At 37.8% G+C, this 16895-nt stretch carries 18 protein-coding genes; 15 read left to right on the top strand and 3 right to left on the bottom strand.

Going from position 1 to position 16895, the window contains the following annotated elements:
- Positions 1-214: 214 nt before the first annotated feature.
- Together AC2TDL_RS00140 and AC2TDL_RS00135 are read right to left on the bottom strand one after the other, a co-directional pair.
- The gene (locus AC2TDL_RS00140) at positions 215-1405 is read right to left on the bottom strand and encodes an aminotransferase class I/II-fold pyridoxal phosphate-dependent enzyme (protein WP_484697893.1); all 1191 of its coding nucleotides are present in this window, start codon (positions 1403-1405) and stop codon (positions 215-217) included.
- Between the two features lie 160 nt (positions 1406-1565).
- Entirely contained in the window at positions 1566-2114 is a 549-nt protein-coding gene (locus tag AC2TDL_RS00135; protein ID WP_484697892.1) for a hypothetical protein, read from the bottom strand.
- A gap of 172 nt (positions 2115-2286) precedes the next feature.
- On the opposite strand from AC2TDL_RS00135, the gene AC2TDL_RS00130 reads away from it, so the two are divergent.
- Positions 2287-3096, top strand: a complete 810-nt coding sequence (locus tag AC2TDL_RS00130) for a carbon-nitrogen family hydrolase (RefSeq protein WP_484697891.1) — start codon at positions 2287-2289, stop codon at positions 3094-3096.
- A 161-nt stretch (positions 3097-3257) separates the two neighbouring features.
- Here AC2TDL_RS00130 and AC2TDL_RS00125 read toward each other — a convergent pair whose 3' ends face one another.
- On the bottom strand, positions 3258-4166 hold the full coding sequence (locus tag AC2TDL_RS00125) for a LysR family transcriptional regulator (RefSeq protein ID WP_484697889.1): 909 nt from the start codon (positions 4164-4166) through the stop codon (positions 3258-3260).
- Between the two features lie 233 nt (positions 4167-4399).
- On the opposite strand from AC2TDL_RS00125, the gene leuC reads away from it, so the two are divergent.
- The 14 genes from leuC to AC2TDL_RS00055 all read left to right on the top strand — a co-directional run bounded on the left by leuC (position 4400) and on the right by AC2TDL_RS00055 (position 16876).
- Positions 4400-5818: a 3-isopropylmalate dehydratase large subunit gene (leuC, locus tag AC2TDL_RS00120; RefSeq protein ID WP_484697886.1), complete on the top strand. Its 1419-nt coding sequence runs from the start codon at positions 4400-4402 to the stop codon at positions 5816-5818.
- Between the two features lie 29 nt (positions 5819-5847).
- The gene (gene leuD / locus AC2TDL_RS00115; protein ID WP_484697885.1) at positions 5848-6456 is read left to right on the top strand and encodes a 3-isopropylmalate dehydratase small subunit; all 609 of its coding nucleotides are present in this window, start codon (positions 5848-5850) and stop codon (positions 6454-6456) included.
- A gap of 190 nt (positions 6457-6646) precedes the next feature.
- Positions 6647-6910 (top strand): metal-sensitive transcriptional regulator, encoded by a 264-nt coding sequence (locus tag AC2TDL_RS00110; RefSeq protein WP_484697883.1) that lies wholly within the window; start codon positions 6647-6649, stop codon positions 6908-6910.
- A 70-nt stretch (positions 6911-6980) separates the two neighbouring features.
- Positions 6981-7328, top strand: a complete 348-nt coding sequence (locus AC2TDL_RS00105) for a rhodanese-like domain-containing protein (RefSeq protein WP_484697882.1) — start codon at positions 6981-6983, stop codon at positions 7326-7328.
- 21 nt (positions 7329-7349) lie between these two features.
- The gene (locus tag AC2TDL_RS00100; protein ID WP_484697881.1) at positions 7350-7646 is read left to right on the top strand and encodes a rhodanese-like domain-containing protein; all 297 of its coding nucleotides are present in this window, start codon (positions 7350-7352) and stop codon (positions 7644-7646) included.
- 65 nt (positions 7647-7711) lie between these two features.
- Positions 7712-8275, top strand: a complete 564-nt coding sequence (locus AC2TDL_RS00095; RefSeq protein ID WP_484697879.1) for a sulfurtransferase TusA family protein — start codon at positions 7712-7714, stop codon at positions 8273-8275.
- A gap of 49 nt (positions 8276-8324) precedes the next feature.
- Positions 8325-8720, top strand: coding sequence for a DsrE/DsrF/DrsH-like family protein (locus tag AC2TDL_RS00090; protein ID WP_484697877.1), 396 nt, complete (start codon positions 8325-8327; stop codon positions 8718-8720).
- Between the two features lie 87 nt (positions 8721-8807).
- Complete coding sequence (locus AC2TDL_RS00085; protein ID WP_484697876.1) at positions 8808-9935, top strand: MBL fold metallo-hydrolase; 1128 nt, start codon at positions 8808-8810, stop codon at positions 9933-9935.
- A gap of 28 nt (positions 9936-9963) precedes the next feature.
- Complete coding sequence (locus AC2TDL_RS00080; protein WP_484697875.1) at positions 9964-10740, top strand: sulfite exporter TauE/SafE family protein; 777 nt, start codon at positions 9964-9966, stop codon at positions 10738-10740.
- Between the two features lie 107 nt (positions 10741-10847).
- On the top strand, positions 10848-11651 hold the full coding sequence (locus AC2TDL_RS00075) for an HAD family hydrolase (RefSeq protein ID WP_484697874.1): 804 nt from the start codon (positions 10848-10850) through the stop codon (positions 11649-11651).
- A 295-nt stretch (positions 11652-11946) separates the two neighbouring features.
- Complete coding sequence (locus AC2TDL_RS00070) at positions 11947-13476, top strand: N-acetylmuramoyl-L-alanine amidase (protein ID WP_484697873.1); 1530 nt, start codon at positions 11947-11949, stop codon at positions 13474-13476.
- Positions 13477-13671: 195 nt separating this feature from the next.
- Positions 13672-15765, top strand: a complete 2094-nt coding sequence (locus tag AC2TDL_RS00065) for an S-layer homology domain-containing protein (protein ID WP_484697871.1) — start codon at positions 13672-13674, stop codon at positions 15763-15765.
- A 139-nt stretch (positions 15766-15904) separates the two neighbouring features.
- Complete coding sequence (gene nth / locus AC2TDL_RS00060; protein ID WP_484697870.1) at positions 15905-16594, top strand: endonuclease III; 690 nt, start codon at positions 15905-15907, stop codon at positions 16592-16594.
- A 6-nt stretch (positions 16595-16600) separates the two neighbouring features.
- Entirely contained in the window at positions 16601-16876 is a 276-nt protein-coding gene (locus tag AC2TDL_RS00055) for an NAD/NADP transhydrogenase alpha subunit (RefSeq protein ID WP_484697869.1), read from the top strand.
- Positions 16877-16895 lie beyond the last annotated feature (19 nt).

Here is a 16895-nt window from a genome sequence, read left to right as displayed (position 1 = left end):
TAAAAATGCCCAACTCAAAGCCCGATAACAGGGGCACTGTCCGATTACTCGGCCGCTTAGAGATAGGATTCGGTAAGATGCTTACGGTAAATTCTTACAGCCTATGGAATTTACTCTCTGGGCAAAGCGAGTCTTCCTACTGGTCTCTTCAACACGTTTAATATACAGTTATTTATAGAATATCATGAACTAACTGCCTCTGTAAAGAAAGCATCTACCTAAATAAGGATAGCTTGCCAATCCGATAAATTGCTTCCTGCAGACGTTCTTCACTTGTAAGTAAGCCCAAGCGAACATAGCCTTCGCCCGTTGCACCAAAACCATGACCTGGAGCAACAACTACTCCTGCTTGCTCTAGCACTAGATCTGCAAATTCAGCAGAAGTAAATCCTTCAGGCACTGGTAACCAGCAGAAGAAGGAGCCGCTTGGCTTTTCAGCTTTCCAGCCAATTTCATCTAAAGCTTGGAATAAGGCATTACGGCGTCGCTCGTACGTAGCGGTCAACTCTGCCACGCATTGTTGAGGTCCAGTTAAAGCAAGAGCTGCAGCTTCTTGGATTCCTCCGAATAGCGAGCAATAATAATGATCTTGAATTAAGTTGATCTGCTCAATAACTTGCGCATTGCCAAGTGCAAAGCCTACACGCCAGCCAGCCATATTGTAGCTTTTTGAAAGTGTGTAAAACTCAATACCAACATCTTTTGCACCTTTTGCTTCAAGGAAGCTGACAGGACGTTTCCCATCATAGCCAATCGTTCCATATGCAAAATCACTCGTTACAATAATATTATGTTTACGAGCGAAGGCAATAACCTCATCGTAAAATTCAATGCTTGCAGTAGCTCCTGTAGGGTTATTAGGATAATTTAAAAACATAAGCTTTGCTTTGTCTGCAACTGCAGAATCAATTGCCGAAAGCTGCGGTAAATATTGATGCTGTGCGGTCAAAGGCATAAAGTGCATCTGAGCACCTGCAAGAGCTACTCCAGACCAATAATCAGGATAACCTGGATCAGGAACAAGGCAAATATCGCCAGGATTTAAAAAACATTGGCTAATTTCTACAAGTCCTGTTTTACCGCCAAACAAAATCGCTACTTCAGTAGTTGGATCCAGGTCAACACCATAATCTTCTTTATAACGTTTAGCTACAGCTTCTTTCAAAAAAGGGTATCCGCTAAACGGGGGATATTTATGATAAAGCGGATTTGCAGCCGCTTTTTGCAGCGCTTCTACAATATGTGCAGGCGTTGGCTGATCGGGATTGCCTTGTCCTAAGTTGATAATGTCTTTGCCCATCGCAATTTGCTTATTAGCTTTAGCGACAAGCGACGAAAAAAATTGAGTTGGCAGCTCTGTCATGCGTACTGCAGGCTCAATTTTAATTTGTTGCTCAGTTGCCATTTATCTCCACCATCCACACTAATATAATTGCTTGAAATGTAATCAATAGAACTAATTTAGCATGAATGGCAGGAGAAATGAAGTATTTGATAAAGAAAATCTGAGTAATTTACTAAGCATTGATTTACTGAGCATTAGTTCGTTTCCGGTTTAATTTGCATTAATGAGGAAGATCAAGTTTTTTTAGGAATGGGGTTACATCCTCATGAATATGGAAGAAAAACGGCTTTTTATTTTCATCAAACACAAGCAATAACGGTTCATCATCCGTGTCGCTATAATAGAAGAGAAATACTTCCTTAGCATTTAGCTTAACATCACCGACATTTACGTTTTGTGGCGGAGTGAGCGGAACACGAATAATATAGGTTGCACCCATATCGGGTTGAACTTCAGGAGCTAAGCTAGTAATATCTGATAACCATTTTTTTGCTTCTGTTTGAAATGATTCATTATTTTCTACAGATAGCACTACTCTTCCTTTTTTAACATCAAACACTTGAATTTTATTGTTTACTGGCTTATCCTGTTCACCCATAAATTGGGCTGGCAAACTAGACCAATCGAAATTTTCTGGTAATTGATATTGGTCGGAATAAGGCTGATGATTGTTTATGTCAGCATGTACATTTTGTGGATACGCTAACAATGTCCCAAATATGAACATAGTCGCACATAAAAATAAATAAGTTTTCTTTGTTGGATACACAATGGTCACTCCTTTATGTCAAATGTTTCGTCTTGTTATCGCTGAGTAAGCTCTTTGCAACTTGACATGAATTAGTGTACCCATCTTGACATGTTGTCATGAGGAGGTATGATTAGGGAAATAGTTTAACTTCATGGTAATTTGTTCAAATAAGCTTAGGAGGCTATTCATAATGACTCAACTTTTAAATATTGCGATTATTCAAATGAATGTTAAAGTCGGGGATGTCGCACATAATACACATATATTGCAGCAAAAATTAACAGAAGCAATTTCCACAGAAACTAAACCAGACGTTATTATTTTTCCTGAAATGTGGAATACAGGCTATGCCTTAACGAAAATAGAAACATTGGCTGATGAAGATGGAAAACAAACGATTGCTTTGCTTTCTAGCTTTGCTAAGCAGCATGGAGTAAATATTGTTGGCGGCTCAGTTGCGCAAAAGAAAGAGGACGGGGTATATAATACGATTTTCGCCTTTAATCGAAACGGAGAATTGATTAACGATTATTCTAAGCTGCATCTGTTTCGTTTAATGGACGAGGAGAAGTATTTGCGAGCTGGCGATAAACTAGGCTTGCTTAATATAGACGGCGTGCAGGCAGGAATGCTAATTTGTTATGATATTCGTTTCCCAGAGCTTACTCGTTCCTTAGCACTTCAAGGAGCGCAAATTATATTTGTTCCGGCACAATGGCCTAAGCCGCGACTTAATCATTGGCGCACATTGCTTACCGCTCGCGCGATTGAAAATCAAATGTATGTTGTTGCTTGCAATCGTATGGGGGTAAGCGGTGAATCCGAATTTTTTGGTCATTCGATGATTATTGATCCTTGGGGGGAAATCATTGTTGAGGCAGGCGATGAGGACACTATCCTGCATGCGCAAATAGATCTTGGACTTGTACAAAAAGTTCGTTCAACGATTCCAATTTTTGAGGATCGCCGTCCAAGCTTTTATACAACGGTGACTAAGTAACAGAAAACTAAAAGTAATAAAAAGATTTATAGAAAAATAGACCGCATCCCTCTGAAGCGAAGCGCCCCTAAAAGGTTAGACATATCTAACAATTAGGTGCAGTTAGGCTAAGGGAGCGGTCTTTTTATTACATCGAATCGGTTCAAATAGAGGAGCGTCTTTTACAGCTCGCCAGCTAATTTATGCTCATGTATCGTTTCCTTCAAAGTTGTAATAAAGGCTTGTGCTGCCTTCGATAAATATCTTCCTTTACGAGAAGCAATCACGAGCGTTCGTGTTGGCTGAGACTTAATTTGCAAATATTTTGGCGTGTAATTACTTATTGAGGAACGAGTCAGCATCTTTGGCACAAAGGCGATGCCCATTTCAGCAGCAACGAGTGCCTGCACCGTATCAATATTCGTGCTTTCAAATACGATGTTTGGAGAAAAGCCAGCTTTTTCGCATATATCAACTGTAATTTTACGAAAGCCTTGCCCGCGCTTTAAGGCAATAAATGGCTCGTTTTTAAGTTGGCTTAAGTCAATCGGCTCAGTTTCCTTAGCTAAATAATGGTTTTGCGGCACAGCAAGACAAATTTCTTCTTCTAGATAAGGCTCACAACTTAAGTTGGCATCAATCAACGGCAGTGTAAGCAAACTAACATCGGTTCCCCCGTTAGCGGTAAGCTGCTCTAACTTAGCCGTAGTTTCCTCAACAAGCACAACCTCGATTTGCGGATATTGTGCTCCAAAGCGCGGCAGAACAAGCGGTAAAATATGGGCTCCTGTAATAGGAAGCGTTCCGACTACGAGCTTACCTTTGCGCATTTGCGCCATATCGTCCATTTCTTGCTTTAACTGCTCAACCGCATCTAAAATTTGCTGTGCTTTCTCAACAAAGATTGCACCAGCTTCAGTAGGCTCGACACTGTTTGTCGTGCGACGGAACAGCATTACATTAAGCTCTTGCTCTAGTTTAGAGAGCTGCTGACTAAGTGAAGGCTGAGCTATATGCAGTTTTTCGGCGGCTCTGGAAAAATTTTTGTCTTTAGCGATTTGAATCGCATAGTTTAACTGACGAAGTTCCATTTGGTCATTACTCCTTAATATAAAGTAGATTTGTCGGCAAAAGAATAGGGGATTATCAATAAACTCATTGAGAAAGATTATCAAAATCAATAAAGCATTTAATACTAATAGGTTTTTCCTATAACACCTATAGTTATTATATCTTAGAATTATGAAAAAAGACATGTTATCATAGCATTAACAAAAAGAACGCATTGCACAGCGCAATGATATTTTTCATAGAGGTGAGTTTAATGGCGAAGAAAAGAACGATGTTCGAAAAAATTTGGGATAATCACGTCATTCATGCTGAAGAAGGTAAACCAAGCATTTTATACATTGATTTACATCTAGTTCACGAGGTTACTTCTCCACAAGCATTTGAAGGACTTCGTATGTCAGGTCGTAAAGTTCGTCGTCCAGACCTAACATTTGCAACAATGGATCACAACGTTCCAACGTTTGATCGTTTCAATATTAAAGACCCAATTTCCAAACAACAAATTGACACTCTTACTAAAAACTGTCAAGACTTCGGAGTAACATTATTTGACCTTAATACACTTGACCAAGGTGTCGTTCACGTTATGGGACCTGAGCTAGGCTTAACTGCTCCAGGTAAAACAATTGTGTGCGGTGACTCTCATACTTCTACACACGGTGCTTTTGGTGCGCTAGCATTTGGTATCGGTACATCTGAAGTTGAGCACGTACTAGCAACTCAATGTTTGCAACAAGCAAAACCTAAAACAATGGAAGTTCGTTTCGTAGGTAAACGTAAACCTGGCGTAACAGCAAAAGACATGATTCTTGGTCTAATTGCAAAATACGGTACTGACTTTGCAACTGGTTATGTACTTGAATATACTGGTGAAGCAATCCGCGCTCTTTCTATGGAAGAACGTATGACTATTTGTAACATGTCTATCGAAGCGGGTGCTCGTGCTGGTCTTATCGCTCCAGACGAAACTACTTTTGAATTCCTTCGCGGTCGTCAATATGCACCAAAAGACTTTGATGCAGCAGTTGAAGTTTGGAAACAGTTGCCTACTGATGAAGGTGCAACATACGATGCAGTAGTAGAATTTGATGTTGATTCTCTAATTCCACAAGTAACTTGGGGTACTAGCCCAGGTATGGGTACTGACATTGAATCTTGCGTTCCTAATCCAGCAGATTTCCCTACTGAAAATGAACGTAAAGCTGCAGAAAAAGCGCTTGAATATATGGACTTAAAACCAGGCACTCCAATGACTGATATTAAAATCGACTATGTGTTTATCGGTTCTTGTACAAACGGTCGTATCGAAGACCTTCGTGCAGCAGCAGAAATTGCTCGCGGCTACAAAGTTGCAGAGGGCGTTACAGCAATCGTCGTACCAGGTTCTGGTCGCGTAAAATTACAAGCTGAAAAAGAAGGTTTGGATAAAATCTTTAAAGAAGCAGGCTTTGAATGGCGCGATGCTGGTTGCTCAATGTGTCTTGCGATGAACCCAGACGTATTGAAACCAGGTCAACGTTGTGCATCAACTTCAAACCGTAACTTTGAAGGTCGTCAAGGTCGTGGCGGCAGAACACATCTAGTGTCTCCAGCTATGGCAGCAGCAGCAGCGATTAAAGGTCATTTCTATGACGTTCGTAAATGGGATATTAAACAACCAGTAGCTAATTAATTGCTAATGATGGGAAGGGGTAAGTATAAATGGAAGCTTTTATCAAACATTCAGGCATCGTCGCTCCAGTCGACCGTGTTAACGTAGATACAGATGCAATTATTCCAAAACAATTTTTGAAACGTATTGAGCGCAGTGGTTTCGGACAATTTTTGTTCTATGAATGGCGCTTTGACGAGGAAGGTAATGTAAATCCAGATTTCGAGCCTAACAAGCCTCGTTATCAAGGTGCATCCGTACTAATTTCTCGTGCTAACTTTGGTTGCGGTTCTTCTCGTGAACATGCGCCATGGGCAATTCTAGACTACGGATTTAAAGTAGTTATTGCTCCGTCTTTTGCAGATATTTTCTATAATAACTGCTTCAAAAACGGTATTTTGCCAATCAAACTAAGCGAAGAGCAAGTAGAGGAGCTATTCCAACGTACTGCGAAAAATGAAGGCTATAAACTTCATGTTGATTTGGAAAATAAAACAATCACTGATGATTACGGCTTAAATATCAACTTTGATCTTGATGAGCATCGTCGTCAATTTCTATTGCAAGGTTTGGACGATATCGGCTTAACATTGCAGCATGAAGATTTGATTTCAGCATATGAAGCAAAACGTGATGCTCAAGTAACTAATATTATTTAATTTGAATAGCAGATATTTAATGAAAGCTGACAACTAGAAGGATTTCTAGTCGTTAGCTTTCTTTTTTGTACAATAAATTATGCATACAACTATGTGAAATATGGTTTGGTTGTTGACAATATACCGTACGGGGTATATTATATATGTATCGCTTTTAACACCTGAACGTTTTGCTAAGGAGCTGATAATTTTGAATGCATATGACGATAAAGTAAGAAATCGAGTAAGACGGATGGAAGGCCAACTTCGCGGAATTATAAAAATGATGGATGAAGGAAAGGACTGTAAAGAAGTAGTTACTCAGCTTGCTGCCGTTCGCTCTGGCGTGGATCGAGCCATTGGTTTGATTGTAAGTCAAAATCTTCTTGAATGCGTTCAGAATGCTAACGGGGATGAAGAAGCATTAAATGCATCAATACAAGAAGCAGTAAACTTATTTGTAAAAAGTCGATAAAAAAGTAATCGACTTTTAATTTTGTCTTGTAATATACCCCTATAGGTATGGGAGGAGGGATAGGGATATAATGCTAACTCCAATGATTATGATTTTGCTGGTTCTAATCATTTTGTGGCGCATAAAACCATTAAAAGGAATAAACACGATTTCAACTGATACATTAAAGGATATTGTAAATGATTCAGATAAAATTTTTATTGATGTTCGCACACCTACGGAGTATAGAAATCGTAATATTCGACAATTTAAAAATGTTCCATTAGGCACTGATTTTTCTACGCTACTGAAAGACAAAGAAATTGTAGTCATTTGCCAAAGTGGTATGCGAAGCGTGCAAGCATGTAGACAGTTAAAGAAATTGGGTTATAAAAAAGTAACAAATGTCCGTGGAGGAATGAGTGCTTGGCGAGATTAAACTAAAAAAGGAGATAGTAAAATGAAAGAAATTACACCAGAACAAGTTCAACAACGATTAGAAAGCGGCGAACAACTAAACATTATCGATGTTCGTGAAGTGGATGAAGTTAAAGAAGGTCACATACCAGGGATAGTTCATATTCCGCTTGGACTGCTTGAATTTCGCATGCATGAACTTGATAAAAATAAACCGTACATTGTCGTTTGTCGCTCTGGAGGTCGCAGCGGCAAAGCAACTGAATTTTTATCCTACCAAGGTTATGATGTAACAAACATGACAGGCGGAATGCTTGCTTGGAAAGGGCAAGTTGAATAATAGTTGAAGTCGATTATTTTTTTAAACATAATAATACCCTGCTGGGTATAAAGGAGTTATAAGATATGTCAATTTATGTGGATTTACGGCTAGATGCCAAAGGGTTAGCTTGTCCAATGCCAATTGTGAAAGCAAAAAAAGCAATGGGTAGCTTAACAGATGGTCAAGTATTGGAAGTACAAGCTACTGACAAAGGTTCAATTGCAGATTTAAAAGCATGGTCTGAGAGTGTTGGGCATCAATATATCGGCACGAAGCAAGAAGGGGAGGTCATTTTACATTACATTCGTAAAATTAGTGACGACCATCTTAAAGAAAGAGCATATGAAAAAACAATGATGATCGATGAGCTTATCGAGCGTGCTTATAATGGAGGGATAATTTTAGATGTTCGTGAACAAGCAGAATTTGCATTTGGTCATATTGAAGGCTCTAAATCTATTCCGATGGGGGAACTAGATAATCGCTTAGATGAGCTTGATAAAACGAAAGAGATCTATGTCATTTGTCGAACAGGAACTCGCAGTGATTTAGCTGCACAAAAATTAGTGGACAATGGCTTTACTAAAGTATTTAACGTGTTACCAGGCATAAATGCTTGGTGTGGTAATTTAACGAAAGAAATTTAATTTATTTAATTTATATATTACTGAATTTATACATTCTGGAGGTTATTTTATGTCTAACAAAGTAGCAATTATCGCAAGTAACGGTGGTCTATTTGATGCTTATAAAGTATTTAATATTGCGACGGCAGCAGCTGCAACTGAAAAAGAGGTTGCGATCTTCTTTACATTCGAAGGTTTGAATTTAATTCATAAGCAAGCTATGCATCAACTACCAATGCCAGAAGGTCGTGAACATTTAGCAGAGGGGTTTGCTAAAGCTAATGTTCCAACAATTCCGCAACTTATAGAAATGGCGCAAGAGTTAGGTGTTAAATTTATCGGTTGTCAAATGACGATGGATGTAATGAATTTATCTAAAGAAGATTTTATTGATGGGATTGAAGTAGGGGGAGCAGTAACATTCCTTGAGTTCGCAAAAGATGCAGCACCAACATTGTCATTTTAAGTAAAAAATATGCTCTACCAATTGTAAGTGGAAGGAATTTTCCTTCCACTTTATCAGCACAAAAATATACCTATGGGGGTAAAAAGAATGGCGATTAATAAAATGAAGGCAGTGGAAGTTGCTCGCAAAGTTATTGAAAATGAACCACTGTTTATTTTAGATGTACGTAACCGAGAGACTTATCATGATTGGCGAATTGAAGGGAAAAGATTTGAATACTTAAATATTCCTTATTTTGAATTGCTGGACGGAGTAGATGAAATTGCAGAAAAACTTCCCATCGACAAAGATATACTTGTTGTTTGTGCAAAGGAAGGTTCCTCTGTCATGATAGCGGAAATGTTATCAGATGCAGGTCGTGATACATTTTATCTTGAAGGCGGGATGAAAGCTTGGAGTTCATATATTGAGCCTATTAAAATAGCAGATTTAACTGGTGGCGGAGAATTATATCAGTTTGTTCGTTTAGGTAAAGGTTGCCTGTCCTATATGATCATCTCTGAAGGAGAAGCCGCAATAATTGATGCTGTTCGTTTCACTGAAGGATTTATCAATTTTGCTAAAGAAAAGAACGCTGAAATTAAACATGTCTTTGATACCCATTTACATGCTGATCATATTTCGGGTGGTCGGCATATTGCAGAAGCAACAGGGGCAACGTACTATTTATCAGCAAAAGATGCTGAAGAAGTAGTATTTGAATATACTCCTCTTGAAGACGGACTAACGATTAAAATTGGGGCTTCCCGCATTGAAATAGATACACTTTATTCGCCGGGACATACGATTGGCTCTACTTCATTTATTATAGATAAGCAATATTTATTAACAGGTGATATTTTATTTATCGATTCAATTGGCCGTCCTGATTTAGCAGGTCTTGCAGAAGACTGGGTAGGGGATCTGCGCGAAACGCTATATCGACGTTACCGACAATTAGCGGAAGATTTAATTGTTTTACCAGCTCATTTTATGATGATTGAAGAGTTAAATGAAAATGGAACGGTAGCAAGACGTTTAGGAGATTTATTTGCAGAAAACCATGGGCTTAATATTGAAAACGAACAAGAGTTTCGTCGCACTGTAACGGATAACTTACCACCGCAACCGAATTCATATGTTCAAATTCGTCAAGTAAATATGGGGAAAATTACGCCAGAGTATGAGGAGCAAACTGAAATGGAAATCGGTCCAAACCGCTGTGCAGTTCGATGATCATTCCTAGAAAGAAGAAGGAAACAACATGGATATAACATATACGCTCCTTATTTTCGTGATTGGTTTTATAGGCTCAATTTTATCCGGAATGTTTGGGATTGGCGGGGCGGTTGTAAAATATCCTATGTTGTTAATGATTCCGCCTTTGTTTGGATTTCAAGCTCTAACAGCACATGAAGTTTCCGGTATAAGTGCCTTAGATGTATTATTTGTTTCGCTCGCAGGGGTATTAAGCTATCGTAAAGCTGGCTATTTAAATAAATCATTAATTATGGTGATGGGGATAACCGCCCTGTTTGGTACATTATTAGGAAGTTTCGGATCGAAATATTTTACGGAAGCCCAAGTTAATGTTGTATATGCTATTTTAGCGTTGCTAGCATCCGTCTTGATGTTCATTCCTAAAAAGAAAATAGAAGATATTGCTTTAGAAAAAATCACATTTAACAAACCGCTTGCAGCAAGCTTTGCATTAGTAATCGGAATTAGTTCAGGTATTGTTGGAGCTGGAGGTGGATTTTTATTAATTCCAATCATGCTAAAAGTATTGCGGATTCCAACACGGATGACAATTGCCTCGAGTTTAGCAATAACGTTTATTTCATCCATAGCAGGTTCAATTGGAAAAATTTCAACAGGACAAGTTGATTATGGATCGGCAGTTATCGTAATTATTGCTGGCTTGATTGCTGCTCCACTTGGTACAAAAATTAGTAGAAAAATAAGTACAACGTTGTTGCAGGGAATATTATCAATATTAATTTTAGGAACAGCGATAAAAATATGGCTCGATATATTGTAAACTTATTTTTCTAATTTACTAAATGATATCAACATTGTATAATGACTAAACTATGTTTACGTTTTAGTTTATTACAGAAAATGTGTGGATTTATTTAGGAGGCAAGCATGATTAAGCTATTTGTAAGTGATTTGGATGGAACATTATTAAGTCGTAACATTGATATTGAAATGGACAATAAGTTAGCGATCATTCGTGCAATGGAGCAAGATATTCATATTGCTATCGCCTCTGGACGTATGTCATCAGAAATTCGCAGTCTAATGGCTGATTTTCCACAAGGCAGCTATGCCATCGGACAAAATGGTGCAACGGTATATTCTAAAGAGCATCAACTTTTACAAGCGGATCAGCACTTGCCAGAGCATGCCCATTTATTATTTCAATTAGGTATGCAGATGAAGGAGCTAGTTATTTTTGTAAATTCAATCTATGATGATTCATTTGTTATAGAACGCAATGAACGGACAAAACAGTATGAACCACGTATCATTGCTGCGATAAAAGAGCTTCCTAATATTGAGGAGCAACTGAGCAGCGGGGCGCTGCATTGCAGTAAAGTAACATTTTTAGGCAATATGAAATTAATTGAGCAATTAAAGGCACAATTACATGAGCAACTAGGAGATAGTGTTGAAATCGCAATATCTGATTTTGATTGTATGGATGTAACGCCTAAAGGAGTTAGTAAAGGAAAAGCAGTTCAGCTTTTAATGGAACAGCTTAAGCTGGAAGCGCATGAAGTAGCTTGTATAGGCGATTCTTATAATGACTTATCAATGTTTAAAGTAGCTGGACATAGCTTTGCAATGCGTCATAGTGATGAGCCTATTCTCGAACAAGCTAATTACATCGTAGATTCAGTCGCTGAGGCGATCGATTACTGTCTACAGCAGATTAATAGCAAATAATATTAGCAATGATGAAATTGCTGCTGCCAGACAATCACGTAGAATGTAACAGAAGATGTGTGTTAATAAACATTCATTATAATGATTAAAATGTGGCTGCTTCAAATTGAAGCAGCTTTTTTTATTGATAACTTTTATTTTTACATCTAAATTACTATAGAACTTACTAGTTTCGATTTGGTAAACTGTTGGTAAAGCTAAAAAAAATAATAAAATGTTGAGTAAGAGCAACTTTTGCCGATATTTTGCGTCTCAATTAATGATAGTATAATAGAATTGAAACTCGGGGTGGGCTATGAAGAAAATTGTAAGTAGTTTAATAATTATCGCAGGTTTATTTGTTTTGTTAGGCTTTGCTGGCGCTGTCAGCGCTTCAACCACACCCAAGCTTATTTTGGATGGAAAGCTGCTTGCTACTGATGTTGACCCGATTATAAAAAATGGAACGACACTAGTGCCACTTTCGGTTATTTCCACTGGACTTGGGTATGAGGTAAAGTGGAATCAGACAGCAAAGCAAGTTACGGTACTTGATAAAAAAGTAACGATTAAGCTCACCATTGGTGAGAAGCAAGCGTTAGTAAATGAAGCGAGCTACGATATGCCGCAAGCACCAGTTCTTGAAAAGCAAAGAACAATGGTGCCTGTCCGTTTTGTTTCAGAGGTATTAGGTTTGAAGGTAGATTGGAGCCAAAAAACGTCAGAAGTAATTTTAACAAGTCCAGTTATTGCGCCAGAACCAACACCGACGCCGACGCCAACGCCGACGCCAACAGCTACGCCAGGAGCAGCATTGCAGGAAGCGACTGTCACAGCAGTATATTTAGAGGAAAATGGTAATTTTCATATTTCATATACAGGCAAGTTAGCTGAGCCTAAAGTTATGTTATTGCCAAAGGATCAAAGCAATGCAACAGACAGACTAGTCGTAGACTTATCCAACACAGGTTATACAACTGAGCTGGCTCATAATTTTAAAGGTGTGCAAACTTCAATTACGGTTGACGGCTATGCGACGATGTCAGGCTATCGTTACAGTCAATTTTCTACAGAGCCGTTAACAGCTCGTTTTGTCATTCTATTAAACGATGGCGTAACATATCAAGTTACCAAAAGTAATAACGAAGTAATCATTAGCTTCAATGGAAATGCTAGTGAATTGCCGGAGGAATCAGCAAATCCATCTGATGGAACAACAGGCAACGATAATTCGGATTCCAATTTACCTGTAGTAACAACGCCACCAGACTTTGGAAATAAGGTATATCATATTGTTTTAGATCCAGGTCATGGCGGGAAAGATCCAGGAGCCAGCAATAAAGATTTAGGATTGCTTGAAAAAACATTTACTTTAAGTGCTGCATTAAAATTGAAGACCGAATTAGAAAAGTATTCTAACATCAATGTTCACTTAACACGTTCGGGTGATACATATCCTGAGCTATCTGAGCGTGTAGCTTTTGCTGAAAAAATTCCTGGGGTTGGCAAAAAAGCGGATATATTTATTTCAATTCATGCCAATAGTTTTCCGCAAAATCCAGCCGTAAGAGGAACTGAAACGTACTATTACCGAGAAAATAGTAAGTTACTAGCAGAAACACTTCATCCTTATATCTTAAATGGAGTAGGCTTACCAGATCGTAAAGTTCGTACAGCATCCTATAAAGTTATTCGTGAGACAACAATGCCCGCTGTATTGTTAGAGGTGGGGTATTTAAGCAATACTTCAGATGCAGAAGCTATCTTTGATGAAAGTGTGCAACAAAGCTTTGCTAAACAGACAGCAGCAGGAATTATCGCTTATTTACAATTACAAAGTAAATAAGATGCTGGAATTTTATATTCAATCTCTAGCAGATTGAACAATCAATGTTATAATGGAATTAGTTGCTAGATTTATATTGTATAAATCTACTATAACAGTTTAGAGCTGGTCTTTATCTTTAAGAAAAAATCAGTATCCCATTATAGTATAAAGTAACAACTTAAATTAACTCATAATATGAACAGGGGGCAAATTATGCTCAATCATACAACTTGGAAAAAAATTATGACTGGGGCACTTGCATTTACATTAGTTAGTGGTGTTGCATTGCCAGTTCTTTCAAAAACTGCACCAATTGTACATGCAGCAGAGGCTGGGATTACTCCATTTACTGATGTTCCTGCAGGGTTATATGCAGAAAAGCATATTTATCGTTTATCGCTTCAACAAATTGTAAAAGGTTATGAAAATAAATCGACAGGTGAATATACGTTTAAATATAACAATACGATTAGCCAAGAAGAAGCTGTCATTATGGCATTGCGGTTTGCAGGTTTAGAAAGTCAAGTGCAAAAGGATCAACTTATTATTTTCCCAGAAGATTTTTATGTAAAGGAAGACTATAAGCCGTACATAGAACTTGCGTTTGAAGCTGGCATACTAGATCGAGAAGAGGAATATAGTATCGCAGCAGCTGATCCAGATACGAAATGGGGTTCAAAGGCAGCTTCGCGTGAGTGGGTAACAAAGCTCATTATTAATACGTTAGGTGTGGAGGAAAAAGCAAAGGAATATTCCACACAAAAAACTAGCTTTACAGACAATAATGAAATAGACAGTAAATACATTGGCTATGTTAATGCAGCAGTAGAGCTTGGTTTAGTTAAAGGTTATACGGAAACGACATTTGCACCAAAAGCAGCGATTAATCGTGCTAGTTTTGCAACTATTTTAAGTCGTGCGCAAAAGGATTTTCCTATTAAAGTAGATGGTCAACATTATGGGATTATTACAGCGTTAAATGATTCTTACATTACGATCTATGAGAACGGAAAAGAAGAAACGTACAGCATCGATAAATCTACTGGGTTCTATAGCAGTGATTCCGATTTTGCCGTAGATAAATCAAAGTTTGAATTATATACTGATGTAGCGGTTATCGAAGTCAATGGACAAGCTAAATTTATTGAAACGCATGGATCTGATCGTTATGTTAAGGAAACAACTGCTCCGATTTTGCTAATTAATAGTGATGAGAAAACTATTTATATTCGTGAAGATAATAAGCCTGTTGAAATTAAGTACGATGAAAATGTAAAGCTTGTTGATTCAACTGGTAAGCAAATCGCAATTAGCGACTTAAAGGAAAATGATAATATTACGATTGTAAGTGATACGTTCCGAGTTACTCCGCAAATCATTTCAATTGTGTTGTTTAAGGAAGAAATTCCAGAGACAACAACTGTAAAAGGGACGTTCTTTAGCTTCGATAGCAGTAAAAATTTAATTACACTTAAAGATGAAAATGGAGCATTTATCAGTAAAATTGTTGTTAAAACGCCGATTATAAAAATACCGTATGTAAAAAATGCAGCTATTACAGATCTAATTAATGGGGACAATGTAACCCTTACATTAAATAAGAAGGGTGAAGTTACGGAAGTCGTTGTACCGTCAACTGATTTTAAATTGAGTTATTTACCTACAATCGTAAATTATGATGTGAAAAAAGATCAGATAACTGTGCTTGATGCTTCTGGACTAAAGGCAGATACCTTCTTCTTAACAGATTCAACTCGTTACTTGTTAGATGGTATTCCAGTTGATTCAAAATATGTAAAAGATCCTTTAGAATCAAGTGCGCTTTTATTGCGTTACGTTGAGTCAAACGGCAAAAAGCTGATCGTATATGTGGACATCCTTTCTGAAATTGAGGCTACTATAGTATCCATAGATTATTATGAAAAGGTAGCTAAAGTAGAGCTTCCTGATGGTACAGTAACAGAGCTAGATTATAATAGTCCAACAGTTGAAAGCTTAAGTAACTCTAAATTAACATTGATGGATATTAAAGAAGGCGTGACAGTTATGCTTGATCTTGCGAAAGATGAGCGAGCTATAACGGGCTTCAGGGTAAATGAAAATTATCAAATGACCATTTCATCAATTAATACGGTGACTAAAGCAGTTACTTTAAAGAAAGATAAAGAGACTTATACTGTGTTATATGACGAAGCTCAGTTTGTAGATAGTAGCGGTAAACAGGTATTGTTTAACGAACTAAAAACAAATGCAAATGTAATAGTAAGTTTCTATGGAAAACGGATTGTTCGTGCTATTTTACAATAATTTTACTTGATTTTAAGTAATTTTTTGTGAAAACTGCCCATTTGGGTAGTTTTTTTTTCTGATATATCCAATTGTGACTTGCCTACTGGCTTGTTTTTCGCTAAACTTTGAACGATGGTAATGAAGTGGAGGCTAATGGATGAATGCGAAGCAAAAAATGAGATATGTTCTCGATGTTCTTGCTGAAATGTTTCCAGATGCACATTGTGAACTAAATCATAGTAATCCATTTGAATTAACGATAGCTGTGTTGCTTTCTGCACAATGTACTGACGAGACAGTCAACAAGGTTACTGCGAATTTATTTCAAAAGTATCGAACACCAGCTGACTATTTATCTGTACCGTTAGAGGAATTGGAAAACGATATTCGACGAATTGGACTATTTCGCAGTAAAGCGGCAAATATCCAAAAGCTATGTCGGATCGTTATTGATAAGTATAATGGGGAAGTCCCTAATACGCATGAGGGGCTAGTGGAATTGCCAGGTGTTGGCCGAAAGACAGCGAATGTTGTCATGTCCAATGCATTTGGTGTTCCAGCTATAGCTGTTGATACGCATGTAGAGCGTGTATCGAAGCGGCTCGCATTCGCTAAGCCAGATGATAGTGTACTTGAGGTTGAGGAAAAGCTGATGAAGCTTGTCCCGCGTGATGAGTGGACGATTACTCATCACAGATTAATCTTTTTTGGGCGCTATCATTGTAAAGCTCAAAATCCACAGTGCCCTGTCTGTCCATTAATTGATCTTTGCAAAGAAGGGCAAAGACGTTTAAAGTCTGCGGGTAGTGGTAAAGTAAAAAGAAAACAAACAAAAAATAAAGGATGATTAAAAATGAAATGCATTTCCGTGTACACTAATGATTTCGAGCAGTTTTCTGATATTTATGAACAGGTATTAGAAGCAGCTCCACAAGAAAATGAAGACATCGTGATTGAAGGAGTTACAGTTTGTGGCTCTGGAAATGTACCGGTTCAATATATTGATCGTATGAGACAGAAACCTGAGGTTGTTGTAATGAAGGAGAAAGCTCGTAATATTATGATTCTACAGCATGGAAATGTTTTTGAAATATGCTTACCTTCTGTTGAAGATGAGGCAGCCGAATAGTTCTAAATGAGGAGATAAG

Source organism: Paenibacillus sp. plas6, assembly GCF_057221655.1.
Note: the sequence above shows the minus strand (reverse complement) of the source record. Positions and strands in the feature narration are given on the sequence as shown.

Bases quoted from the DNA above. Each gene is read 5' to 3' on its own strand.
- AC2TDL_RS00140 (WP_484697893.1), bottom strand. From the start codon at position 1,405: ATGGCAACTGAGCAACAAATTAAAATTGAGCCTGCAGTACGCATGACA.
- AC2TDL_RS00130 (WP_484697891.1), top strand. From the start codon at position 2,287: ATGACTCAACTTTTAAATATTGCGATTATTCAAATGAATGTTAAAGTC.
- AC2TDL_RS00125 (WP_484697889.1), bottom strand. From the start codon at position 4,166: ATGGAACTTCGTCAGTTAAACTATGCGATTCAAATCGCTAAAGACAAA.
- leuC (WP_484697886.1), top strand. From the start codon at position 4,400: ATGGCGAAGAAAAGAACGATGTTCGAAAAAATTTGGGATAATCACGTC.
- leuD (WP_484697885.1), top strand. From the start codon at position 5,848: ATGGAAGCTTTTATCAAACATTCAGGCATCGTCGCTCCAGTCGACCGT.
- AC2TDL_RS00105 (WP_484697882.1), top strand. From the start codon at position 6,981: ATGCTAACTCCAATGATTATGATTTTGCTGGTTCTAATCATTTTGTGG.
- AC2TDL_RS00100 (WP_484697881.1), top strand. From the start codon at position 7,350: ATGAAAGAAATTACACCAGAACAAGTTCAACAACGATTAGAAAGCGGC.
- AC2TDL_RS00095 (WP_484697879.1), top strand. From the start codon at position 7,712: ATGTCAATTTATGTGGATTTACGGCTAGATGCCAAAGGGTTAGCTTGT.
- AC2TDL_RS00090 (WP_484697877.1), top strand. From the start codon at position 8,325: ATGTCTAACAAAGTAGCAATTATCGCAAGTAACGGTGGTCTATTTGAT.
- AC2TDL_RS00085 (WP_484697876.1), top strand. From the start codon at position 8,808: ATGGCGATTAATAAAATGAAGGCAGTGGAAGTTGCTCGCAAAGTTATT.
- AC2TDL_RS00080 (WP_484697875.1), top strand. From the start codon at position 9,964: ATGGATATAACATATACGCTCCTTATTTTCGTGATTGGTTTTATAGGC.
- AC2TDL_RS00075 (WP_484697874.1), top strand. From the start codon at position 10,848: ATGATTAAGCTATTTGTAAGTGATTTGGATGGAACATTATTAAGTCGT.
- AC2TDL_RS00070 (WP_484697873.1), top strand. From the start codon at position 11,947: ATGAAGAAAATTGTAAGTAGTTTAATAATTATCGCAGGTTTATTTGTT.
- AC2TDL_RS00065 (WP_484697871.1), top strand. From the start codon at position 13,672: ATGCTCAATCATACAACTTGGAAAAAAATTATGACTGGGGCACTTGCA.
- nth (WP_484697870.1), top strand. From the start codon at position 15,905: ATGAATGCGAAGCAAAAAATGAGATATGTTCTCGATGTTCTTGCTGAA.
- AC2TDL_RS00055 (WP_484697869.1), top strand. From the start codon at position 16,601: ATGAAATGCATTTCCGTGTACACTAATGATTTCGAGCAGTTTTCTGAT.